General features: G+C 65.5%; 22 protein-coding genes. 12 read left to right on the plus strand and 10 right to left on the minus strand.

Annotation, left to right across the window (positions count from 1 at the left end; all coding sequences use genetic code 11):
• Positions 1–100: 100 nt before the first annotated feature.
• A complete protein-coding gene (gene purQ / locus NO366_RS10330; RefSeq protein ID WP_256530713.1) occupies positions 101–775 on the minus strand; it encodes a phosphoribosylformylglycinamidine synthase I in 675 nt (224 codons plus the stop codon).
• Positions 772–1023 (minus strand): phosphoribosylformylglycinamidine synthase subunit PurS, encoded by a 252-nt coding sequence (gene purS / locus NO366_RS10335; RefSeq protein ID WP_256530714.1) that lies wholly within the window; start codon positions 1021–1023, stop codon positions 772–774. The genes purQ and purS overlap by 4 nt, the downstream gene beginning before the upstream one ends.
• A gap of 675 nt (positions 1024–1698) precedes the next feature.
• Here purS and NO366_RS10340 point away from each other — a divergent pair.
• Positions 1699–2655 carry a formyltetrahydrofolate deformylase gene (locus NO366_RS10340; RefSeq protein WP_256530715.1) on the plus strand — a complete coding sequence of 319 codons (957 nt, stop codon included), beginning with the start codon at positions 1699–1701 and terminating at the stop codon, positions 2653–2655.
• Positions 2656–2732: 77 nt separating this feature from the next.
• Here NO366_RS10340 and NO366_RS10345 read toward each other — a convergent pair whose 3' ends face one another.
• Entirely contained in the window at positions 2733–3752 is a 1020-nt protein-coding gene (locus NO366_RS10345) for a phosphoribosylaminoimidazolesuccinocarboxamide synthase (RefSeq protein WP_256530716.1), read from the minus strand.
• A gap of 253 nt (positions 3753–4005) precedes the next feature.
• Between NO366_RS10345 and cofH the strand changes: the two genes are divergently transcribed.
• The 5 genes from cofH (at position 4006) to NO366_RS10370 (ending at position 8962) form a co-directional block, all read left to right on the plus strand.
• Complete coding sequence (cofH, locus tag NO366_RS10350; RefSeq protein ID WP_256530717.1) at positions 4006–5436, plus strand: 7,8-didemethyl-8-hydroxy-5-deazariboflavin synthase subunit CofH; 1431 nt, start codon at positions 4006–4008, stop codon at positions 5434–5436.
• A 112-nt stretch (positions 5437–5548) separates the two neighbouring features.
• Positions 5549–6310, plus strand: coding sequence for a DICT sensory domain-containing protein (locus NO366_RS10355; RefSeq protein WP_256530718.1), 762 nt, complete (start codon positions 5549–5551; stop codon positions 6308–6310).
• A 221-nt stretch (positions 6311–6531) separates the two neighbouring features.
• On the plus strand, positions 6532–7236 hold the full coding sequence (locus NO366_RS10360) for a DUF120 domain-containing protein (RefSeq protein ID WP_256530719.1): 705 nt from the start codon (positions 6532–6534) through the stop codon (positions 7234–7236).
• Positions 7220–7903 carry a 3,4-dihydroxy-2-butanone-4-phosphate synthase gene (gene ribB / locus NO366_RS10365; RefSeq protein WP_256530720.1) on the plus strand — a complete coding sequence of 228 codons (684 nt, stop codon included), beginning with the start codon at positions 7220–7222 and terminating at the stop codon, positions 7901–7903. Before NO366_RS10360 ends, ribB begins: the two co-directional genes overlap by 17 nt.
• Positions 7904–8032: 129 nt before the next feature.
• Positions 8033–8962, plus strand: a complete 930-nt coding sequence (locus NO366_RS10370; RefSeq protein WP_256530721.1) for a branched-chain amino acid transaminase — start codon at positions 8033–8035, stop codon at positions 8960–8962.
• A gap of 648 nt (positions 8963–9610) precedes the next feature.
• Here the strand turns inward: NO366_RS10370 and NO366_RS10375 are convergent.
• A complete protein-coding gene (locus NO366_RS10375) occupies positions 9611–10267 on the minus strand; it encodes a DUF502 domain-containing protein (RefSeq protein WP_256530722.1) in 657 nt (218 codons plus the stop codon).
• A 131-nt stretch (positions 10268–10398) separates the two neighbouring features.
• On the minus strand, positions 10399–11238 hold the full coding sequence (locus tag NO366_RS10380) for a proline dehydrogenase family protein (RefSeq protein ID WP_256530723.1): 840 nt from the start codon (positions 11236–11238) through the stop codon (positions 10399–10401).
• Positions 11239–11364: 126 nt separating this feature from the next.
• On the opposite strand from NO366_RS10380, the gene NO366_RS10385 reads away from it, so the two are divergent.
• A complete protein-coding gene (locus NO366_RS10385; protein ID WP_256530724.1) occupies positions 11365–11910 on the plus strand; it encodes a CDP-2,3-bis-(O-geranylgeranyl)-sn-glycerol synthase in 546 nt (181 codons plus the stop codon).
• Positions 11911–11953: 43 nt separating this feature from the next.
• Here NO366_RS10385 and NO366_RS10390 read toward each other — a convergent pair whose 3' ends face one another.
• Positions 11954–12775, minus strand: a complete 822-nt coding sequence (locus NO366_RS10390) for an alpha/beta hydrolase (protein ID WP_256530725.1) — start codon at positions 12773–12775, stop codon at positions 11954–11956.
• A gap of 129 nt (positions 12776–12904) precedes the next feature.
• On the opposite strand from NO366_RS10390, the gene pyrE reads away from it, so the two are divergent.
• From pyrE to NO366_RS10405, 3 genes are all read left to right on the plus strand, one after another.
• Positions 12905–13438: an orotate phosphoribosyltransferase gene (pyrE, locus tag NO366_RS10395; protein WP_256530726.1), complete on the plus strand. Its 534-nt coding sequence runs from the start codon at positions 12905–12907 to the stop codon at positions 13436–13438.
• A gap of 302 nt (positions 13439–13740) precedes the next feature.
• Positions 13741–15687, plus strand: a complete 1947-nt coding sequence (gene thrS / locus NO366_RS10400) for a threonine--tRNA ligase (RefSeq protein ID WP_256530727.1) — start codon at positions 13741–13743, stop codon at positions 15685–15687.
• Positions 15688–15951: 264 nt separating this feature from the next.
• Positions 15952–16401: a pyridoxamine 5'-phosphate oxidase family protein gene (locus NO366_RS10405; protein WP_256530728.1), complete on the plus strand. Its 450-nt coding sequence runs from the start codon at positions 15952–15954 to the stop codon at positions 16399–16401.
• Between the two features lie 28 nt (positions 16402–16429).
• On the opposite strand, the gene NO366_RS10410 is transcribed toward NO366_RS10405, so the two are convergent.
• The 3 genes from NO366_RS10410 to NO366_RS10420 all read right to left on the minus strand — a co-directional run bounded on the left by NO366_RS10410 (position 16430) and on the right by NO366_RS10420 (position 19094).
• The gene (locus NO366_RS10410; protein WP_256530729.1) at positions 16430–16864 is read right to left on the minus strand and encodes a universal stress protein; all 435 of its coding nucleotides are present in this window, start codon (positions 16862–16864) and stop codon (positions 16430–16432) included.
• A 42-nt stretch (positions 16865–16906) separates the two neighbouring features.
• Positions 16907–17575, minus strand: coding sequence for a DsbA family oxidoreductase (locus NO366_RS10415; protein WP_256530730.1), 669 nt, complete (start codon positions 17573–17575; stop codon positions 16907–16909).
• 115 nt (positions 17576–17690) lie between these two features.
• A complete protein-coding gene (locus NO366_RS10420; protein ID WP_256530731.1) occupies positions 17691–19094 on the minus strand; it encodes an FAD-dependent oxidoreductase in 1404 nt (467 codons plus the stop codon).
• 640 nt (positions 19095–19734) lie between these two features.
• On the opposite strand from NO366_RS10420, the gene NO366_RS10425 reads away from it, so the two are divergent.
• Positions 19735–20439: a glycosyltransferase gene (locus NO366_RS10425; protein WP_256530732.1), complete on the plus strand. Its 705-nt coding sequence runs from the start codon at positions 19735–19737 to the stop codon at positions 20437–20439.
• A gap of 154 nt (positions 20440–20593) precedes the next feature.
• Complete coding sequence (locus NO366_RS10430; protein ID WP_256530733.1) at positions 20594–21067, plus strand: hypothetical protein; 474 nt, start codon at positions 20594–20596, stop codon at positions 21065–21067.
• Positions 21068–21157: 90 nt separating this feature from the next.
• Here NO366_RS10430 and sugE read toward each other — a convergent pair whose 3' ends face one another.
• Positions 21158–21475, minus strand: coding sequence for a quaternary ammonium compound efflux SMR transporter SugE (sugE, locus tag NO366_RS10435; RefSeq protein ID WP_256534021.1), 318 nt, complete (start codon positions 21473–21475; stop codon positions 21158–21160).
• Positions 21476–21508: the final 33 nt, after the last annotated feature.

Genomic DNA, 21508 nt, shown 5'->3' on the forward strand with positions numbered 1-21508 from the left:
CCGTCCTGTCGCTCCCTCTGTGGCATCGTCGTGGTCCATCATTAATGTTGTAGTAGAATCGACGGTGAACCGCCACGTCGGGTCCGTCGACGGTCGTCGCTCACTCGAAGCCGTGTAAGACGCCTCGTCCGTCGGTCGACCCGGTATACGGCAGGGTCGCCCGTTCGGGGTGGGGCATCATCACGGCGACCGTGTCGCGGTCGCCGAGGACGCCTGCGACGTTGTGTCGCGACCCGTTCGGGTTCCCCGCCGCTGTCACCTCGCCGTCGGCCGTACAGTACCGAAAGAGGACGCGGTCGTCGTCCTCTAAGTCTGCCAGTCGCTCGTCGTCGATCTCGTAGCGTCCCTCGCCGTGCGCGATGGGAAGTTCGATCACGTCACCCTCGTCGTAGGCGGCCGTCCAGGGCGTGTCAGCGCGTTCGACGCGAAGGTGGACGTGTTCACACTGGAAGCGCGCACTCTCGTTCGTGGTGAACGCGCCGTCGGTCAACCCCGATTCACAGCCGATTTGCGCGCCGTTGCAGATGCCGAGTACTGGCACACCGTCGGCCGCCAGTCGCTCGACCTCGTCCACGATCGGTGACTGGGCTGCCATCGCACCGGCCCGGAGGTAATCACCGTAGGAGAACCCGCCCGGCAGGACGATCCCGGTCGTCTCAGTCGGGAGCCCGTCCTCGTGCCAGACGATCTCGGCGTCGATGCCGAGGTGGGAGAGGGCACGTTCGGCATCACGATCGCAGTTCGACCCGCCGAAGCGAACGATCGAGACCGTCATCGGTGTGCGACGTCGACCTCGTAGTCGTGGATGGTCGGGTTCGCGAGGAGGCGCTCGGCCATCTCGCCCGCCCGGTCGGCCGCGGCGTCTGCGTCGACCGCGTCGAGGTCGATTTCGAACTGGTCAGCCGACCGGAGATCCTCGAGGTCGAACTCGAGACGCTCCAGGGCCCGCTGTGTGGTCTCGGCCTCGGGATCGAGCACGCCGTGTTTGAGTCGCACGGTCACCGTCGCGGTGTAAGCTGTCATTGTCTAAACGCGCGCGAGCGGGGTCAAAAACGCTTTCGTTAGCGCGGTTCGGAGGCCGAAGGCCGAGAACCGCGAAACAGCGAGCGGTGAACGGAGTGAACCGCGAGGAGCGCGGATCGGAGGGCGCATGGTTCGGAGGCCGAAGGCCGAGAACCGCGAAACAGCGAGCGGTGAACAGAGTTGAACCGCGAGCAGCGCGGATCGGAGGGCGCATGGTTCGGAGGCCGAAGGCCGAGAACCGCGAAACAGCGAGCGGTGAACAGAGTTGAACCGCGAGCAGCGCGGATCGGAGGGCGCGCGGTTCGGAGGCCGAAGGCCGAGAACCGCGAAACAGCGAGCGGTGAACGGAGTGAACCGCGAGGAGCGCGGATCGGAGGGCGCATGGTTCGGAGGCCGAAGGCCGAGAACCGCGGACTAGGGAGGCCGAGCGTGTGCGAGGCTTCGAACGTGTGAACGGGGAGTGTACCGACCTGTGAAGGAGTGGCGTGACCGACGGGAACCGCGTAGTGGTGAACTGATCGATTTCCTGTCGCTGACCCGGGAGACGGTTGCATCGAACCGGGTGCGTGTGTCCGTTCGATGGGAGGCTTGCGTCGAACTGAACGTTTTTATCCGCCGGTTGGCTGGGAGGCTGGTAGCGATGGTCACCACATCTCGTGACGACGGGTGGTGTCGATGACGGGTACACTCACGGAGATCACGGTTATCGGAGAGGACGACACGGGACTGGTCGCGCGGGTGACGAGCCTGCTCTTCGAGCGCGGGATCAACATCGAGGACGTCGACCAGGCGGTTCGTGACGGGGTCTTCCGGATGTACCTCGCGGTGGATACTGGCGGGATGGAGGGGGCGCCCAGGGAGTTGCGGACGGCGCTACACGCCCTCGGCGACGAACTCGGTCTCGACGTTCAGGTCCGCTTCCCCGCCGATCGCGACACGCAACGGATCGCGGTGCTCGGGACACGGGAGAGCCACTGCCTCGAGGCGCTGTTCGAGGCGTGGACGAACGACGACCTCGACGCGGATATCGGTGTCGTGATCGGGAACCACGACGAGCTGGAGCCGCTGGCGTCGCACTACGGCGTTCCGTTCCACGACGTCGGCGGACCGTCCGGCGAGGTCGACGAGGACGCGCTCCTCGGCCTCCTCGCCGAGTACGACGCGGACCTCATCGTGCTCGCGCGGTTCATGCGGATCCTGAGTCCGAACGTCGTCTTCCGATACGAGGATCGCATCATCAACGTCCACCCCTCGTTACTGCCGGCGTTTCCGGGCGCCGAGGCGTACCGTCAGGCTGTCGAGGCGGGCGTTCGCGTGGCCGGGGTGACCGCTCACTACGTCACCACGGATCTCGATCAGGGCCCGATCATCACCCAGCGCGCGTTCGACGTGCCGGACGACGTGGACCTGGCCGAGATGCGAAGACGTGGCCAGCCGCTCGCGGCCGACGCGCTCCTCGAAGCGGTTCGGTTACATTTGAACGGTGACGTCTCCGTCCACCGTGGCCGGACGACGGTCCGCGACGGCGCGGGCGGGTACCAGCTCGGACTTCCCGGGGAGGCGACGGCCGCGAACCCGGACCGGCCGGTAGACGGTCTCGCCGACTCGATCGCGACCGAATCATCGAACTGATCGAGTCGTCCGTCTCCGAGCCGTCGGCTGCGGATCGAGTCGTCCGATACTGAGGGGGTTGGGGGCGGATCGATCGGTCAGAGCCGGCTCACGGCACCGATCGCCGTCGAGAGTGCGGGCGCCTCGAAGTGGGCGGTTCCGGTGTAGGCGTTCGTTCCGGCGCAGTACATGTCACGCGCCGTCTGGAGCACGTCGGGATCGAGCGGCTCCGGAGCGTGCTCACAGAGGCTCTTCCAGTCTGCGCGGTCTTCCTGTTTGGCTCGATCCTTCGCCGCGTCGACGGCGTCGACCCACTCCGGCTGGGTGCGCTTGTGGTGCTGGCGAAGGACTTCTTTCGAGAGCTGGGTCCCCTCGTACCCGAAGCGATTCTCGTCGAAGGTGCCGACGACGTCGGCGACGCGAATCTCTCCCTGATAGTACAGACACTCGATCTTGCCGTCCTGGTGGTCGAGCCCGGCGGACGACGCCTGCTTCGTGACGATCCGGTTGACCTCCCGCGCGACGGCTTCGAGGTCCTCGATCTCGGCCGCTCCGGCGATCTCGGCCGCCTCCGGGCGATCGAGGTATCGGTCCGACTCTTCGTACTTCGTGGAGAATTCGACGATCGGCGACTCGAGGTCGACCGCCTCGTCGGGCCACGTATCGAAATCGAGACCGTGGTCGGCCGGGTCGGTCCGTCGACGAAGGCTTGACCCGATCGGGACGTGGTTTCGGAAGACGATCTCGAGCGGGATCAGATAGTTCTCCGTCGCCTCGGCGTGGTAGGCGTCGTAGTCGTAGTCGCGACCTTCGTGGGGCAGGTCGGGGACCTGTGTGAGGTCGATGGCCATCTCTCTGGGCGGTGCCGTCACGTCGGTGAGCGGGACGGTCCGACCGTCCTCGACCACACCCCGGTAGTGGGTCGGGATGCCCGCGGCCTCCAGCCGTTCGAAGTTGTACGCGCCCATCGTACAGAGACTCTCACCTTTCTGCGGTATCTCGTCGGGCATCTTCCCCCAGTCGAACACGGAGTAGTCGTCCGTGAAGACGAACGCCCCGCGGCCGAGGTCGGTCTCGGTCGCCGATTCGTCTATCCGGAATTCCTTGACGCTCGTCATGCGACCACCGCACCCACGACGCGGTCGTACGCCGCGACGTTCGATCGGCCGCCGGCCGGTCCGGTTCGCCCCGCAGCACTCCGCACACCGGGTTCCATATCGAAGCAACTGGGGCCCGCCCCCATCAAAGTTTCAGTGTGGCTCGCGGGTGATTGCTCTCTTCCTGGCACACAGCAGGGGCTTCTGTCCGTACTCCTGCAACGTACGTGGGGGATCACCACGTTTTTGCGTTCACGACGGTTTCACTTCCGTGATGGACGGAGCTACGGGCGCCGGTGACGTGCCCGGTGCGGAGGCGGACGACCGACTGACGGGCGAAGAGGACCTGGACGTCTCGTTCGACGTCGTTCCCGAGACCGACCAGTCGTTCGAGAACGCCCTCGCGAAGGCGCGGGACGGAACCCGATTGACGGTCGACGACGCCGTTGCACTGCTCACCACCGGTACGGACGTGGCGGGGATCGACCGGCGACGAAAGGAACGGGTTCTCGAGGCGGCCGACCGCCGCCGCGAAGCGGTCGTGGGGGACGAAGTTACCTTCGTCGCGAACCTCAACAACAACGTCACGACCGCGTGTAACGTCGGTTGCCTGTTCTGTAACTTCAAGGACGCTGCCCACACGTTCGAGTCCGACTTCGACGCGCCGGCGGGCGTCGAGGTGCCGGGATTCACCAAGACGCCCGCGGAGAGCCGCGAGATCGTCGCCGACGCCGTCGACCGGGGTATCTACGAGGTCACCTCCGTCTCCGGGCTCCATCCCGCGTTCGCCCTCGACGACGAACACCGCGAGATCCTCGAAGGCTACGTCGACGAACACGGCCCCGAGGCGGCTTACCGCGACCTGAACTACAAGTCGCCGGAGACATACGCGACCGACCCCGGTACCTACGTCGATCAGATTCGAGCGATGAGCGTCGACGGCGTCCACGTCCACTCGATGACGCCCGAGGAGGCCGCCCACGCCCGTCGCGGTACCGACTGGTCCTACGAGGAGATCTACCGTCGACTCCACGAGGCGGGTCTCGATACGGTCCCCGGAACGGCCGCCGAGATCCTCGTCGACGAGGTCAGGGACGTCATCTGCCCGGGCAAGATAGATACGCAGGGCTGGCTCGACGCGATGGAGGCCGCCGCCTCCGTGGGGATGGGCCTCACCGCGACGATCATGTACGGTCACGTGGACAACGCCGCACACCGCGCGCTGCACCTGAAGCGGGTTCGAGACCTCCAGGATCGCGTCGACGGCGCGATTACGGAGTTCGTCCCCCTCTCCTTTATCCACCAGAACACGCCACTGTACGAGCACGGCGTCGTCTCCGGCGGTGCTTCCCGGGACGAAGACGAACTCCTCATCGCCGTCTCTCGACTCTTCCTCGACAACGTCGATCACGTCCAGTCGTCGTGGGTGAAGTACGGCGACGAGGGCGGATTGAAGATGCTGTCGTGCGGTGCGGACGACTTCATGGGGACCATCCTCTCTGAGGAGATCACCAAACGTGCGGGCGGTGAGTACGGCGAATTCCGATCGGTTGCGGACTACGTCGAACTGATCACGTCGATCGGTCGGACCCCCGTCGAGCGCTCGACCGACTACGAGCAACGCCGCGTGATCGATCCCGACGAACGTCCGCTCGGTCCCCGACTCGGGCCGAACGCGGACGGGACACCGCTCGTTCGCGAGTGACCGCCGAAGCCGTCCTTCGGTTGCGACGATCCGACCAGCTCCGACGATACCCGGGTTCGAGCGGGTTTCGACGGCCGAAACGATTAGGGCGTTCCCGGCCGGCGGCGATACCGTGACGCTCCGTTCGTTCGTGCGGGAGACGGGGCCGCCGACGTACAGTCTGGCGGTCGTGTCTCCGGAGACCGACCCGCTCCAGGCTATGCTCACGGACGCGTTCGAAGCGCAACCGATCGACGTCGAGAACCGGCCAGACCTGGACCTCGAAGCGGATACGCTCGTCGCGCTCGATGGTGATTCGATCGTCGCGACGTCACCGATGACCGACGTCTACGCGGATCTCCTCGCGGTCAACTCCGATCTCTACGTGACCGGAACGCGCGGACTCGGCGACGTCTCGCTACCGGACGCCCTCGCTGCGCTTAGTGACGCGACGTTCGAGCTTCGTGGCTATCCACTCGCTCACAAAGAGAAGTTCCTCCTGATCACGATCTCTCGGTGTATCGAGCAACTGGCGTGGAAACAGGGATCGGGGACACTCAGAACGGCGTTTCAGGACCTCTCCCGAATCGAGGACGAACTCGGCACCCGCGACGTCTACACCGAACTCGCCTCGACGGCGGTCGACGTACACTGCTACGGACTGACGGGGACGGAACCGGCTGCATCGTTTCCCGACGTCCAGGTGCACACCGGGACGTCCGCACCGTACCGAAACGGCTGGTTCGTGGTCTATCGGCCGACAGCGCCGACGCCGACCGCCGACGCGGCGGCGCTGGTCGCAGTGGAGACGGAGCCGCGGATCTGGGAGGGATTCTGGACGTACTCTCGTGACCGGGTGGTGAGAATCGACGAGTACATTGCCGAAGAACTCTGACATCATGTCCGCGTCGCTCGTGCCCGTTGGTCACCGCGTCGTCCCCGCTGGTCACCAGGCCACTCACCTACCTGTCCCCCGGGCGCGCTCACGTAGTCCCTGCGGGCACTCTCACGTGGCGGGCGCGCTCACGTGGTCTCCGACCGCACCCAGGCCGTATCATTTCTGGAACGCGTGACACATCCGGTACGCTTTTACCGTGAGAGCGGGAAGGAACGAGCATGTCACTGACAGCGACGTCGGCCGTGGGCCACGACGAGCGGGCCACGCTGAAGCTCCTCGCGCTCTCCGGCGGGCTCGAGGGCGACGTCAAGATCTCCTGTGCTGATCTCGCCGACCAGCTCGGGGCGTCGAACCAGACCGCCTCGAGGCGCCTCCAGCGACTCGAGAGCGCCGGCCTGATCGAGCGCGACACGGTCAGCGACGGGCAGTGGGTCGTCGTCACGGACGAGGGCGAACACGAACTCCGGACCGCGTACGAAGAGTACCGTCGAATCTTCGAGTCGGCCCCGCAGGTGGATCTCGAGGGAAGTGTCACCAGCGGGATGGGCGAGGGCCGACACTACATTTCGCTGCCGGGCTATCAACGCCAGTTCGAAGATCGGCTCGGATACGACCCCTTCCCCGGGACGCTCAACGTCGAACTTCGCGGTGAGAGCGTTCGCCGCCGCCGCGCGATGGACGCAGTCGAACCGGTCCCGATCGACGGCTGGGAGGACGACGAGCGCACCTACGGCCCCGCGGTCTGTCACCCGGCTACCGTCGAGACGACCGACGGCGAAACCTACACCGAGACCCACACGATAGCGCCGGAGCGAACGCATCACGACGAGGATCAACTCGAGCTCATCGCTCCCGAGAAGCTGCGCGACGTCCTCGACCTGACCGATGGAGACCAGGTGATCGTCCATGTCGGAGACGACTGAGATGTCCGGCGGCCAGACCGGCGCCACCGACCTAGAGCGCGCCATCGACGCGTTCGCCCGTGGCGACCCCGTCTGTGTCCACGACGCCGCCGACCGCGAGGGCGAGACCGACCTGATCTATCCGGCCGAGGCCGTCACCCCGTCGGCCGTCTCCCACCTGCGGAACGACGCGGGCGGGCTCGTCTGCGTCGCCGTGCCAGACACCGTCGCGGAGGCGTTCGACCTTCCCTTCTACGCCGAGGCCGTCTCCCACCCCGCCACCGACGATCACGACCTGGGCTACGACGACCGCTCGTCGTTCTCGCTCACGGTCAACCACCGCGAGACCTACACCGGCATCACCGACGACGACCGCTCGCTGACCATCCGCGAACTCGCCGACGCCGCCGCCACACCGACTGCGACCGACTTCGCCGATCACTTCCGCGTTCCCGGCCACGTCCACCTGCTCAGGGGCGCCCCCGAGGGACTCGCCCAGCGCGAGGGCCACACCGAACTCGGCCTCGCGCTCGCCGACGCCGCCGAGACCGACCCCGCCGTCGTCGTCTGCGAGATGCTCGACGACGAAACGGGGGCTGCGACGACCCCACAGGACGCCCGCGCGTACGCCGCTCGACACGACCTCGTCTACCTCGAGGGTCGAGATATCGTCGAGGGATTGTGCTAACCGCGGGCCCGAACGGGCGATTCGACCGACCCAGCCGGTCCCGCTCTCACCGTCCCATCGTCCGGACCGAGTCGGGGTCGTCGCTCGCGAACACGAACACTTAGTACGCACCTCACCTACCCCGTAGACATGGGATTCGACGAGATGGACGTCGACACGATCTGGATGGACGGGGACTTCGTAGACTGGGAGGACGCGAAGGTACACGTCCTCACACACGGCCTGCACTACGGCAGCGGCATCTTCGAGGGCGCTCGCTGTTACGAGACCGAAGACGGCCCGGCGATCTTCCGCTGGCCCGAGCACCTCGATCGGTTTTACGACTCGGCGAAACCGTACGAGATGGAGATCGACCACACGCGCGAGGAACTCACCGAGGCCACCTGCGAACTCATCCGCCGGCAGGATCTCTCGTCGTGTTACATCCGCCCGCTCGCGTTCTACGGCTACGAGTCCCTCGGTGTCAGTCCCGGCGACTGTCCGACTCGAACCGCCATCGCCGTCTGGCCCTGGGGCACCTACCTCGGCCAGGACGCTCTCGAAAACGGCATCGACGTGATGGTCTCCTCCTGGCGCAAACACGCCTCCAGCCAGGTTCCGACCAACGCCAAGACCACCGGCCTCTACGTCAACAGCATGCTCGCCGGCGAGGAGGCCCGCCGCAACGGCTACGCCGAGGCTATCGTCCTCAACAAGGAAGGCAACGTCGCCGAAGGCCCCGGCGAGAACATCTTCCTCGTGCGCGACGGTGACCTCTACACGCCCGGCCTCGCCGAATCCATCCTCGACGGCATCACCCGTGAGACCGTCATCACACTCGCACGCGAACTCGGCTATACCGTCCACGACGGCGCCACCATCTCTCGCGGCGAACTCAACACCGCCGACGAACTCTTCTTCACCGGCTCCGCCGCCGAGGTCACCCCGATCAAGCGCGTCGACAACGTCGAGATCGGCGACGGCTCGCGCGGCCCCGTTACCGAAGCGATCCAGACCCGCTTCTTCGACGTCGTCGAACGCCGCACCGACGACCACGAGGAGTGGTTCACGTACCCCTAGGACCAACGAACTTTTGCGCTGTCGTTCGAGAGAGCGAAGCTCTCTCGTGATGACGAAAGGCGCGAAGCGCCTTTCGAACCACGGGCCGACTGCGTCGGCCCTCGGCAAAATCTTCAAAAGAGCGCGAAGCGCTCTTTTGGACAGGGCGATTCCAAAGGAATCGCTTGCAGTCGGCGCGGAGCGCCGACGACCTCGCGGGAGCTTCGCTCCCGCTTAGCTTCGATGAAACGCACGGCGTCACCCCCTCAGCCACGACGGCGTCGTGGCTTCGAGGGTTCCTTGGCCCGCTCGCTCGTCCGCGCTGCGGACTCGCTCACGGTTCGAGTGCTGAATTCCCGCCAGCCTTTCCCCGGGTCGTGACATCGGCACGACGCGCCGAGTCACTCCCGGCCACCAGAATTGGTTCTTCGAAGACAGGATCCAGATCCCTGGCCGTGAGTTCGTTCGCCGTCTTTGCGAACGGACGAACCGGGGGAAGAGTGAGGTTGTCTATCGTATTGTACCGCGAGCGAGACCGTCGGCCGAGCGAGCGGGCCGACGACTGACCCAAAGTGAGCGTAGCGAACGGCGGGGAGGAGGAGTGCTTTTGATCGACGTTTTGCCGAGTGCGGTCGCGTTAACGACCGCACGCAGCGCAAAAGGTCGGTGTTAGTCGTCGTCGGTGCTGGCTTCGTCGACGACGTCGATGGGGATCCCGCCGCCCATGGGGCCGCCCCTGTCGGTGTCGCCGAAGCCGGCGCTCAGGACCCGGGTGAGGGCCTCTTCGACGTTCTCGTCGATCTCTTCGATGTCGTCCGATTCCACCTCGACGACGTAGCCGCTGGTGATGTTCGGGGAGGTGGGGATGAAGAGGATCTCTCGGCCGTCGTCGGCCACCTTTCCCGTACGAAAGCCGGTCATGCGGAGGCCGTCCCAGACCTCGAGTTTGACGGGTTCCTGGAGGGCTTCCTGTTCGCCGACGGCGGTCTGGGCGGCCATCTTGGAGGCGTTGTAGACGACGCGGAGGCCCGGGAGGCGATTGGCCACGTTGTCGACGACACGTTCGAAGAGGCCACCGATCGTCGTCCGCATCAGGTAGCCGATGGCGAAGATGAGGATGATCAGGACGGAGAGGGTGATCACGACACGAATGAGGCCGACGAGTTGCTGTGCCGCCTGGCCGTCCCCGAACATGGTGTCTTCGAGGATGAATCCTGGCGTCACGGCTGCGACGTACCCGTAGAGCCAGTAGAGGACGAAGAGGGTGACGAGGATGGGCCCGAGGACGACCAGGCCGCTCGCGAAGTCCCGTTTCCAGGAGGTCATGGTCGATTCGACTCACCCGTCCCCTATGAGCGTGTTCATTTGTTCCGGACGAGACGTGTACTGAACGGATGCTGGCTCGCTCGCTGCCGTCGCCACCGGGGTGAGGGCGGCTGGCGGACGTGGCCGATAGGTCACCGACCGACGACGGCTCGGAGGGCGAAGAGGAGGTTCTCCTTGCGCTCGCGGACACGCCGCCAGAAGTACGAGAGCCACTTGCCGCCGTAGGGGGCGTACTGCCAGACCTCGTAGCCGTCGGCGGCGAGTTCGAACTGGGCCGCTTCGCGGACGCCCATGAGCATCTGAATCTCGAAGTCGGTGCCGTGTTCGTCGTGGAGGCGCTTCGCGAGGTCGATCATCTCGGGATCGTGGCTTCCGACGGCGATGCCGCCGTCGAAGTGCTCGAACGCGTACTCGAGGAGGTCGCGGTAGGCCTCGTCGACGCGCGCTTTGTCTGTGTAGGCGACCGCGGCCGGTTCGTCGTAGGCGCCCTTGACGAAGCGGATCTTCCCCGGGACGTCCGCGAGTCGCTCGACGTCGTCGCGCGTCCGCTTCAGATTCGCCTGCACGCAGAGGCCGACGCCGCCGTCGTGTGTTCGGGCCAGTTCTTCGTAGATGTCGAGGGTGACGTCGGTCGTCGTGTGGTCTTCCATGTCGATCCAGACGAAGACGCCGCGGTCCGCGGCGTGGTCGACGAGGTCGGTGAGCAGCTCCCGGAAGGTGTCGGCGCCCATGTCGAGCCCGAGCTGGGACGGTTTGATCGAGATGCACGCGTCGACGTCCGTGTTCGCTATCTCTTCGATCAGGTCGCGATACGCCGCGGCGTCGTCCTCGGCGGGGCCGCGCTCGTCGTAGTGTTCGCCGAGTCGATTCAGTATCACGGAGACGTCCCGCTCGTCGAGCGCACGAGCGTGATCGAGCGCCGCGGCGGGCGATTCGCCGGCGACGAAGCGACTCGCGATCGGGGGAAGCATACGTGTCCCTTTCGTCGCCCGATATATGTGCGTTGATGATTCAGGCCGGTCATGCAGCGGCCTGGCCGGCCTCACGGACGGAAGTGAGTGCGGTTAAGAGGGGCGAGTTCGTTCGACCGACCGAGAATGGGAGTGCTCTCGACGATCGCGGTCGCGTTCTGGCTCATGTTGCCCGCGTACGTACCGAACAACGCTGCGGTGCTGGCCGGCGGCGGGCGGCCGATCGACGGCGGACGGACCCTGGGCGGATCGCGACTGCTCGGCGACGGCAAGACCTGGCGCGGGACGGCCGTCGGGACGGCTGCGGGCGCGGTGCTGGCGCTGGCTTTGAACGCCGTCGCCGGCGACGTCGGTTCGGCAGTGGGAATCGATTTGCCGACGTTCCCGTTCGCGGTCGTCGTCGCACTCCCGCTCGGGGCGATGTGCGGCGACATCGCGGCCTCGTTCCTCAAACGGCGGACCGGCCGTCGCCGCGGCGCCCCGTTCCCGGTCGTCGACCAGCTCGACTTCGTCGTCCTGGCGCTCGCGTTCGCGGTGGTGGTCGCGCCGGGCTGGTTCCGCGAGGCGTTCACGCTCCCCGTGCTGGCGGTCGTTCTTCTGTTGACCCCGGTTCTACACGTGGGAACGAACGTGCTGGCCTACTGGTTCGGATTCAAGGACGAGCCGTGGTGAGTCACGCGCAGTAACGGCGGCGACCGAACCGTCTGGGGACGAGTTACTCCGGCTCCGGTCCGCTCTCTCCGGTGCTGTCGGCGGCGTTCGGTCCGAGTTCGGTGACGAACGATACGGTCTGATCGAGCGTTCGCTCGAACCAGGGCGATTCCTGAAAGAAGAAATGGTCTCCGGGCGGTGTTCGGAGTTCGACGTCGACGCCGGCCAGTCGAAGGGTGTCGCGATAGGCCCGCGTCTCGCGCAACGTGAGCCACTGGTCTTCGGTACCGTGGTACAGGCGAGCCGGCGGGTGAGCCTGCGTCACGCGCTCACGCGGTGACGCGTTTCGGTACTGTTCTGGGATGGCCGACGGTGGGCCGCCCATGAACGCCGCCGTTTCGCCGTCTTGACGCGCGCCCAGTAGATCGTACGGGCCTGCGAACCCGATGAGGCCGTCGACTGCGCTACTCGTCTCACCGAACCCGTCGTCAGGGACAGGGGTATCCGTGGGTGCGGCGGCGGTCAGTGCTGCGAGATGTGCGCCGGCGGAGTGGCCACAGAGGACGAGCGTGTTCGGATATCGATTTGCGGGCGGGTCCGACTTGAGCCACCGAACGGCACTTTTGACGTCTTTCAGTGCGGCGGGATAGGTCGCCTCGCCGGAGAGCCGGTAGTCGACCGTCACCGCCTGCATTCCCCGCTCGGCCAGCGCACGACCGCGCTCGTCGAAGAACGTCCGTTCGCCGCGATTCCAGACCCCGCCGTGGAGCAGCACGATCGTCGTTTCGATCCGGTCGCCGTCAGGTGGCAGGTAGGCGGTGGCGAACAGGTCTCGTTGCGGCGTTCGTTTGAAACGAATTTCTCGCTCGTCGATGGCGGGACTCACGTTCCGATTCCAGTCAATAGATAGTAATGTGTGTTTCGACGACCGCGGCCGCTGATCGACTCGGTGGCAGTCTGCCGCCGTTCGGTGCGTTCCACACCGCTTATCTCGGTTGCCTCGCACACTTCGCGTATGACCACTCAGGACCTCATCGACGCGCTCCGAGCCGCGGACGCGGTCAAATTCGGAGAGTTCGAACTCGCCCACGGCGGAACGAGCGAGTACTACGTCGACAAGTACCTCTTCGAGACGGATCCAGCGTGTCTGTCTGCCATCGCGGATGCCTTCGCGGATCGACTCGACACGGGTGACAAACTCGGCGGCGTTGCGCTGGGCGGCGTGCCGTTGGCGGCCGCGACGAGCGTCGCGGCGGGCGTCCCGTACGTCATCGCACGCAAGCAGCGCAAGGACTACGGGACGGCGAACCTCGTCGAGGGTCGGCTGGATAGAGGCGAGTCGGTCGTCGTGGTCGAGGACATCGTCACGACGGGGACCAGCCTGGTCGAAGCCGTCGAGGCGCTCCGGGACGCGGGTGCGACGGTCGAGCGTGCGCTCGTCGTCGTGGACCGCGAGGAGGGCGGGCGCGCGACCGTCGAGGACGCGGGCGTCGAGATGGAGGCGCTGGTGACCGCGAGCGAGTTGCTGGCCGACGGCGACCGGAACTGACCTGGGTGGGCGACCGCCCATTCGGACTGAGACGGGTTTCGGGCTGCCGCCGGTCGAGACGGTCGCTCGATCGACCCGGCACCTGCCGGTTCTCGTCGGTGCGGACGGGGTCGACCATCAAAACGTTTTTATCCTGGTCGGGGTTACGCGTAGTCACGATGGTAGGTGTCCGCTTTACAGGGCGTTTCGCCCGCTTCTAACCCACACCTACCGTTCGCTGCGTCTCCACCGACCGACCAGCGGACGGTGTCTGCGGACGCCGAGTTGGGCGTCTCCCAGCAGTGCCAGGCGGGAACTCAGTCATGTCAGAATCAGATTCACAGCACGGAATAGCGGTTGTATTGCCGGACGGGTCCGAACTCGACGTCGACGCGGGTGCGACTGTCGAGGAGTGCGCCTACGAGATCGGCCCCGGTCTCGGGAGTGACACGGTCGCCGGGAAACTCGACGGTGATCTCGTCTCGAAGGAAGAACCCGTCTACGACGGAGCGAACCTGGAGATCGTGACGGATCAGTCGGACGAGTACGTCGAGGTGATGCGCCACTCTGCGGCGCACGCGCTCGCACAGGCCGTCGAACGACGCTTCGGTGAGGACGTCAAGCTCGCGATCGGTCCGCCGACCGACGACGGCTTTTACTACGACTTCGACGACCTCGACGTCGACGAGGACGATCTCCCCGGACTCGAGGCCGAGATCGAGGAGATCGTCGACGCCGACTACGAGATCGAACGCGAGGAGGTCTCGATCGCGGAGGCCGAAGACCGCCTGGCTGACGAACCCTACAAGCTCGAACTCCTCGAGGAGCTCGACGCCGAGGACGAGACGGTCACCTTCTATCGCCAGGGCGAGTGGGAGGACCTCTGTGCCGGCCCGCACGTCGACTCGACGGGCGAGATCGGCGCCGTCACACTACTCGAGATCGCCGGCGCCTACTGGCGCGGCGACGAGGAGAACCCGATGCAGACTCGCATCTACGGCACCGCCTTCGAGAGCGAGAGCGACCTCGAGGCGTACCTCGAGCGCCGCGAGGAGGCCGAAGAGCGCGACCACCGCAAGATCGGCCGCGAGATGGACCTCTTCTCGATTCAGGAGGTCACGGGCCCCGGCCTGCCGCTGTATCACCCGCCGGGCAAGCGCATCCTGCGCGAACTCTCCGGCTTCGTCGAGGAACTCAACGAGGACGCGGGCTACGAGTACGTCGAGACGCCCCACCTCTTCAAGACCGATCTCTGGAAGCAGTCGGGTCACTACGACAACTACCGAGACGACATGTTCGTCTTCGAACTCGGTGACGACGAGTTCGGCTTGAAGCCGATGAACTGCCCCGGCCACGCCTCGATCTTCGAGGACCACTCCTGGAGTTACCGTGATCTGCCCGTCCGGTACGCCGAGAACGGCAAGGTCTATCGCAAGGAACAGCGCGGCGAACTCTCCGGGCTCTCGCGCGTCTGGGCGTTCACGATCGACGACGGACACCTCTTCGTCCGCCCCGACCAGATCGAAACCGAGGTCGAGGGGATCATGGACGCCATCGACGAGGTGCTCTCGACGTTCGATCTCGAGTACGAGGTCGCGCTGGCTACCCGCCCGGAGACGTCCGTCGGCAGCGACGAGATCTGGGAGCGCGCCGAGTCCCAGCTCGAGGCTGTCCTCGAAAAGCGCGCGATGGACTACGACCTGGAGGCCGGCGACGGGGCCTTCTACGGCCCGAAGATCGACTTCGCCTTCGAGGACGCGATCGGGCGCAGCTGGGACGGCCCGACCGTCCAGCTCGACTTCAACATGCCCGAACGCTTCGACCTCTCCTACGTCGGCGAGGACAACGAGGAACACCGCCCCGTCATGATCCACCGCGCGCTCTACGGCAGCTACGAGCGCTTCTTCATGATGCTCATCGAGCACTACGAGGGCAACTTCCCGCTCTGGCTCGCCCCCGAGCAGGTCCGCGTCCTCCCAATCTCGGACGACAACCTGGGCTACGCCCACCGTGTCGCGAACGAGTTCGAGGACTTCCGCGTCGAGGTCGATCACTCGGACGCCACCCTCGGCCGGAAGATCCGCGCTGCCCACGACGACCGCGTCCCCTACCAGCTCATCGTGGGCGACGACGAAGAGGCCGACGGCACCGTCTCGGTCCGCGACCGATTCGAGGAGCAGGAAGAAGACGTCGAAATCGAGGACTTCCGCGAACACCTGGTAGCCGAACGCGCTGAGAAGCGAACGGAACCCGACTTCCTGCAGTCCTAGGCGGCCGTCGACCACCATCGCGACCACCATCGCGACCACCGCCGACCATCACCGCCGACCATCACCGTCGACCGCCACCGACCACAACCGCCGACCACCACCGTCGACCACAACCGCCGACCACCACCGTCGACCGCCACCGACCACCATCGCGACCACCATCGCGACCACCGCCGTCGACCGCTGTCGGCGTTCGGTCGGTCCCGCCGGCACTGAACTCGATTTCAGGAAACGTTGATGGTCGGACGGGTTCGCCCCACCTGTATGGACGTCGTCGAAAACACGCTTCCGACGGACCTCGAAACGGTACTCGAACGGCCGCTGTTTTGTTTTCTGGGGACGGCCTCCCCGGAGGGCTCCCCCAGGGTTTCGCCGCTTTGGTATCTCTGGGAGGACGAGTGCATCTGGATCATCGCCGACACCGTCGAGAAATCGTACACGACGCGCGTCGCCCGCCACCCGGAGACTGCCGTCGCCGTCGTCGACTTCGATCCGGGATCGGGGCGCGTCCACCACGTCGGGATGCGAGGCACCGCGACGATCGAACCGCTGGACGATGTGCGCGCCGAGCGATTGCTTCGTCGATATCTCGGCCCCGATCGATCCGAGTGGGACGACCGGTTCGCGTCGCTCGACTCCGACAGGTGGGGGTTGCTCCGTTTCGAACCGGCGACCGTCGTCGCGCGAGACCAGTCGTTCTCGCCGTCGTTGTGAGCGAGAGTGTGGCTGATGCGTCTACAGGTCACCGAACGATCGTCACGGGGACCGGCGAGCGCCGGGTGATCGTCTCGGCGACGCTCCCCAGCAGGATGCGACGGGCGCCGGTCCGACCGTGGCTGCCGATGACGACGTGATCGATGTCGTTGTCCTCGACGTACTCCAGTATCGACCGCGAGACGCTGCCGACGACGTGGTCGGTGTCGATCTCGCGACCGCTCTCGGCGGCTGCCTCTCGCGCCTCGGCGAGGAGGTTCTCGGCGCGTTCGTTCTGGTGTTCCATGATGGCGTCGTAGTTGGCCATCGCGCCGCCTTCCATCCCGGTCGCGGCGTAGAAGTCGCTCGGATCGATCACGTGGACGACGGTGATCGCTGCGTCAGGGTGTTCGTCGAGGGCGAACGCCAACGCGTCGGTCGATCGTTCCGAATCGTCGTACGGGACGAGGACGTGTTCCGTCATGTGCGTACACTCTCTCGCACGCGAGATAAAGACACGGGACGATTACTGGTCGGTGGGGCCGTTCACACCCTCGACCAGGCGTTCGAGCTGGGCGGGCGGGACCGCACCGCGGGCCGCGTGCTCCCCGGAGACGAACGTCGGCACGCCGGTGACGCCGCCCCGCTGGGCCGCCGTGAACAGGTCGGTGATCCGATCGCGACGATCTGCATCTGTCGCGACGTCCCGGATCTCGTCTCCGTGCAGGGTCTCCGTTCCGTCGAGTTCGACCGCCTCGGCCACGTCGGCCAGAACGTCCGGGTCACCGATGTCGCGACCGTCGATCCAGAGCGCCTCGAGGACGGCGTCGTCGAAGGTGCGCCAGGCGTCGGGGTACGTCTCGTCGACGTAGTGAGAGGCGATCTGCGCAGGGAGCGAGTCGGTGTCCGGCACGTCGTCCAGATTCAGCATGTCCTCGACGCCGTACTCCTCCTGGAGGCGTTCGACGTTCTGTCGCGCCTGCTCGTAGTAGGCCTCGTCCTTGCCGTCGTCGACGGTGTGATCGATCTCGCCGTCGGGACCGCGCTTCCCGCTGCGCAGATCGAACGGGTGCCACTCGACGTCGAGCGGGTCGTCGCGGGTCCCTTCGTACGTTTCGAGCGATCGCCGTCCGAGGTAGCAAAACGGACAGACGTGATCGGAGTAGACGGTAAGCTGGTCGGCGTCGTCGGTCATGGATGGATGTGGACCGTCGAGCAGAAAAGGCGTGGGATCGCGGCAGTTCGGACGGGTCAACCGAATCGGCTGTCGGCCGGGTCCGTTCGGGAGGTGCCCGTTTCAGTCCGGGGAGTCAGTCGTCGTCCGCGGCGATCGGGTCGGCACGATTCTGTGTGTCGTCCGCCGCGCTCGGCTCCGCCTGCGTGCGTGGGAAGTTGCCGATCGTGGCGTCCTCGAAGGCCTCGACGTCGAATTCGTACTCACCGTCTAAGAATTCGAGGGCCTGCTGGGTGTCGCGTCGGGCGTTCTTCAGGCAGGTCGAGGCGCCCGGTGAGGGGGTGACGTTGAAGATGATGTCGTCGCCGGTGATCGTCGCCTCGCCCATGTCGAGGGACTTCGTGCGCGTGTCGACGATTTGCGGTCGGACGCCGCCGTAGCCCTTCGCGCGCTCGATGTCGTCGAGTTCGACCGTCGGGACGACCTTCTGTACGTGCGGCAGGAAGGCACGCGGGCCGACGGCCGGGACGTCGTACAGCAGGTTCTTGCACACGTACGGGAGGAGGATACGATCGGCGAGGATGTTCCCGTAGCTCAGGAACGAACTCGCGCTGAGACCGAAGACGTCGAAGAAGTCGGGGACGGTCGAGAGTCGCCCGCGTTCGAGTTCGGGGACCACCTTCGCCGTCGGCCCGAACCGGGTGAGGTCTCCGTCGTGGACCTCGGCGTCGCCGTGGACTGCGGCGAAGGGGAGCTTCTTCATCTGCAGCGTGTATACCTTGCCGTTGAGGAGCCCCTCGTCGGCGACGAAGAAACTGCCGGCGACCGGGAGCAGGGAGAGGTGTTCGCCGTAGCCCATCTCCTGGGCGATCTGGAGGCTGTGAGAGCCAGCGGCGACGACCGTGGCGTCGGCCTCGAAGTGCCCGTCATCGGTGTCGATGACGAAGCCGTCGTCCTCGTCCGATATCTCCGTGACTTCCGTGCCGGTGAAGACGTCGACGCCGTCCTCGTCGCGGACCTCGTCGACGAAGGACTTCGCCAGTTTCCCGTAGTCGACCGTGTAGCCGTCCGGCGTCTGGAGGGCGAGCATCTCCTCGCCGGGATCGCGGCCCTCGACGACCTTCGGCTCGATCTCGGCGATCTCGTCGCGGCCGATCGCCTCGAGCTTCGGGAAGAGGTCGCCGAACCCCTCCTCGTTGTAGCGCTGTTCGAGCGATTCGACCTCCTCGTCGCCGACTGCGAGCACCATCTTCGAGCGCTTCGAGTGCATCTCGCGGTCGGGGTCGTTCGATTTGAGATAGCCCGCAACCATCTCCGCACCCTCCTTGACCGATTCGGCCTTCTCCAGGGTGTAATTGGTCTCGATGTCCCCGAAGTGAAGCGTCTGGGAGTTGTTCGTGTGGTGGGAGTTGACCGCCGCGATCTCGTCTTCCTTCTCGACGAGCGCGACGCGTTCGACGTCAGTAAACTCCGAGACAGTGTACAACAGCGATGCCCCGCTAATCCCGCCGCCGACGATGACTAAGTCGTATTCCTTCATGGTTGATTCGAACCGACTCCGTGTACTGTCTTCGTGCGGTGGTCGGTACTCGATGCACAAAATAATGCCTACATTGCCCGAATTGGGCTGGTATGGCATACCACGGGTGGCCGGTTTATTCGGCACAGTTCGTAGCACCGATCGACTTCGTTCTGACGGGGACGAGGAACGATCGGGACCGGAAGCGACTGGAATCAGGAGACGCCAAACGAAGGGTGACTTCAGGAATGGGTGCGTCGGCCGTCTCAGCCTCTCTCACACATCCACTTTCTCACTCGCTCACACACTCACACATCCACTTTCTCACTCGCTCACACACTCACACATCCACTTTCTCACTCGCTCACACACTCACACATCCACTTTCTCACTCGCTCACACACTCACACATCCACTTTCTCACTCGCTCACACACTCACACATCCACTTTCTCACTCGCTCACACACTCACACATCCACTTTCTCACTCGCTCACACACTCACACATCCACTTTCTCACACACTCTCCCTCTCTCGAACCGACGGTGGGTGGCCGCGTCGGTGGACACTATGTGCACCCTGTCGTCAGCACCTGCTCTAGATAGGGGACTGGGGCAGTCAGGGACTCCGTTTACGTTCGTGACCGACGTGGAGTGTCCCGATGCGCCGGGCTCGCGGTGGCGAGTGGGTTCCCGAAGGGATCGACCGCGACCCGTCGGTGAGCGTCGTCATACCCGCCCGGAACGAGAGCGAGTACATCGGAGAGACGCTCGAGAGCCTCGCTGCGGCCGACACCGAACGCCTCGAGGAGGTGCTCGTCGTCGACGGCGATTCGACCGACGACACGGCGGCGATCGCTCGCGAACGCGGTGCAACCGTACTCTCTCAATCCGGTCGGGGTATCGCGGACGCACGTAACAGGGGGGCAACGATGGCGACCGGATCCTGGCTCGCGTTCCTCGATGCGGACACGGTCGTCCACCCGTCGTACGTCCCGACGATGCTCGCGTTCGTCGAGCGCTCCGGCCTCGCGGCCGCGAGTTGCTACTGCCGCATCACCGGACCGGTTCGTGCGCGCGTGATGCAAACGACGATAAACCGGCTCTTCCCCCGACTCGACCGACCCGTCTTGCCAGGGTTCAACACGTTCGTCCACCGCGAGGCGTTCGACGCGGCCGACGGATTCCCCGACGTTCCCAACGAGGACACGGCGTTCAGTCGACGCCTCGCGGCCGAGTTTCCGACCGGGTACTGTCCAGTCACGCTGGTCGAGAGTTCCGGTCGTCGGATCGCCTCTGACGGGTTAACCGGTACGCTCTATCACTACGTTCGGCTCGACGTTGGCCGCGTCTGTGCTGCTCGGTGACGTGTAGTACGCGGACGCTCCGTCCGTCAGGACGGGGAGGATGCCACGGACCTGCCACCGAGTGTCGGTCGCCACGTCCCGGATGGTGGCCATCCCGCGGGTGTCGCTCACCACGGTATTTAATACGACTCGGTGTGGCCATCCGGAGTGCTACATGTCGAACGTATTTCTCGCGCGGTGTGAGTCGCCGACTTTCGACGAAACGGTCGCATCGTCCGTCGATCTCGCCGACTATCCCGACCACCCGGACGGGCTGGCCGATGGCGGAGCGGTCCGCTTCTGGGGCGTGAGCGCCGGTTCTCGAAACGAATCGAACTTCGAAAAGCTGGCCGAGGCTGACCTCGTCCTGTTCTACCAGGATGGAGCGTACGTCGCAACCGGTCGCGTCGAACGCACGCTCGCGGACGAGGCGGAGTGGGCGAGCGACGCCTTCGATGCCGACGACGCGTTCACCATGCTCTACACCCTCTCGGACGTCGCGAAGATCCGGGTCCCACGGGAGAAGGTGAACCGCCTGTTCGAGTACTCGTCGTCCTACGAGCCACACGGACTCTTGCGCGTGAACCCGTCGAACGTGGACGCCTCGCTCGGTGCGATCGAACTCGCCCTCGAACGGGTCAGCGAGTGAGTCGGTTCGCGACTCGATCGCCTCGGACCGTTCGCTGTCGGCCGGTCGTCGGTGTTCACAGACCGCGCGTCAGAGTCCGCCGAACGCTCGTCAGTGTCCACCGACCAGGTGGAGGCCGACGATTCCGACGACGATGAGCCCGATGAAGCCGGCTCTGGCGAGCGTCGCGGGCTCGTCGAAGAGGACGACGCCGAGCGTCGCGGTCCCGACCGCGCCGATTCCCGTCCAGACCGCGTAAGCCGTCCCGATCGGGAGTTCGGTCACCGCTCGCGCGAGAAGTACCATACTGATGGCGAGCGCGACGAGGGTTAGGACCGTCGGAACCGGTTTCGTAAACCCCTCCGTGTACTGGAGACCGATGGCCCAGACGATCTCGAACAGGCCGGCGAGAACGAGTACGTACCACATCGTGTGCATCTCGTTCCGGCCCGTTCGGCCTTA

This window comes from Halovivax cerinus, assembly GCF_024498195.1.
In the GTDB taxonomy this organism is placed as follows: Archaea; Halobacteriota; Halobacteria; order Halobacteriales; family Natrialbaceae; genus Halovivax; species Halovivax cerinus.

Excerpts from the sequence above, each read along its gene's own strand:
- purQ (WP_256530713.1), bottom strand. The coding sequence starts at position 775 with ATGACGGTCTCGATCGTTCGCTTCGGCGGGTCGAACTGCGATCGTGAT.
- purS (WP_256530714.1), bottom strand. The coding sequence starts at position 1,023 with ATGACAGCTTACACCGCGACGGTGACCGTGCGACTCAAACACGGCGTG.
- NO366_RS10340 (WP_256530715.1), top strand. The coding sequence starts at position 1,699 with ATGACGGGTACACTCACGGAGATCACGGTTATCGGAGAGGACGACACG.
- NO366_RS10345 (WP_256530716.1), bottom strand. The coding sequence starts at position 3,752 with ATGACGAGCGTCAAGGAATTCCGGATAGACGAATCGGCGACCGAGACC.
- cofH (WP_256530717.1), top strand. The coding sequence starts at position 4,006 with ATGGACGGAGCTACGGGCGCCGGTGACGTGCCCGGTGCGGAGGCGGAC.
- NO366_RS10360 (WP_256530719.1), top strand. The coding sequence starts at position 6,532 with ATGTCACTGACAGCGACGTCGGCCGTGGGCCACGACGAGCGGGCCACG.
- ribB (WP_256530720.1), top strand. The coding sequence starts at position 7,220 with ATGTCGGAGACGACTGAGATGTCCGGCGGCCAGACCGGCGCCACCGAC.
- NO366_RS10370 (WP_256530721.1), top strand. The coding sequence starts at position 8,033 with ATGGGATTCGACGAGATGGACGTCGACACGATCTGGATGGACGGGGAC.
- NO366_RS10375 (WP_256530722.1), bottom strand. The coding sequence starts at position 10,267 with ATGACCTCCTGGAAACGGGACTTCGCGAGCGGCCTGGTCGTCCTCGGG.
- NO366_RS10380 (WP_256530723.1), bottom strand. The coding sequence starts at position 11,238 with ATGCTTCCCCCGATCGCGAGTCGCTTCGTCGCCGGCGAATCGCCCGCC.
- NO366_RS10385 (WP_256530724.1), top strand. The coding sequence starts at position 11,365 with ATGGGAGTGCTCTCGACGATCGCGGTCGCGTTCTGGCTCATGTTGCCC.
- pyrE (WP_256530726.1), top strand. The coding sequence starts at position 12,905 with ATGACCACTCAGGACCTCATCGACGCGCTCCGAGCCGCGGACGCGGTC.
- thrS (WP_256530727.1), top strand. The coding sequence starts at position 13,741 with ATGTCAGAATCAGATTCACAGCACGGAATAGCGGTTGTATTGCCGGAC.
- NO366_RS10405 (WP_256530728.1), top strand. The coding sequence starts at position 15,952 with ATGGACGTCGTCGAAAACACGCTTCCGACGGACCTCGAAACGGTACTC.
- NO366_RS10410 (WP_256530729.1), bottom strand. The coding sequence starts at position 16,864 with ATGACGGAACACGTCCTCGTCCCGTACGACGATTCGGAACGATCGACC.
- NO366_RS10415 (WP_256530730.1), bottom strand. The coding sequence starts at position 17,575 with ATGACCGACGACGCCGACCAGCTTACCGTCTACTCCGATCACGTCTGT.
- NO366_RS10420 (WP_256530731.1), bottom strand. The coding sequence starts at position 19,094 with ATGAAGGAATACGACTTAGTCATCGTCGGCGGCGGGATTAGCGGGGCA.
- NO366_RS10425 (WP_256530732.1), top strand. The coding sequence starts at position 19,735 with ATGCGCCGGGCTCGCGGTGGCGAGTGGGTTCCCGAAGGGATCGACCGC.
- NO366_RS10430 (WP_256530733.1), top strand. The coding sequence starts at position 20,594 with ATGTCGAACGTATTTCTCGCGCGGTGTGAGTCGCCGACTTTCGACGAA.
- sugE (WP_256534021.1), bottom strand. The coding sequence starts at position 21,475 with ATGTGGTACGTACTCGTTCTCGCCGGCCTGTTCGAGATCGTCTGGGCC.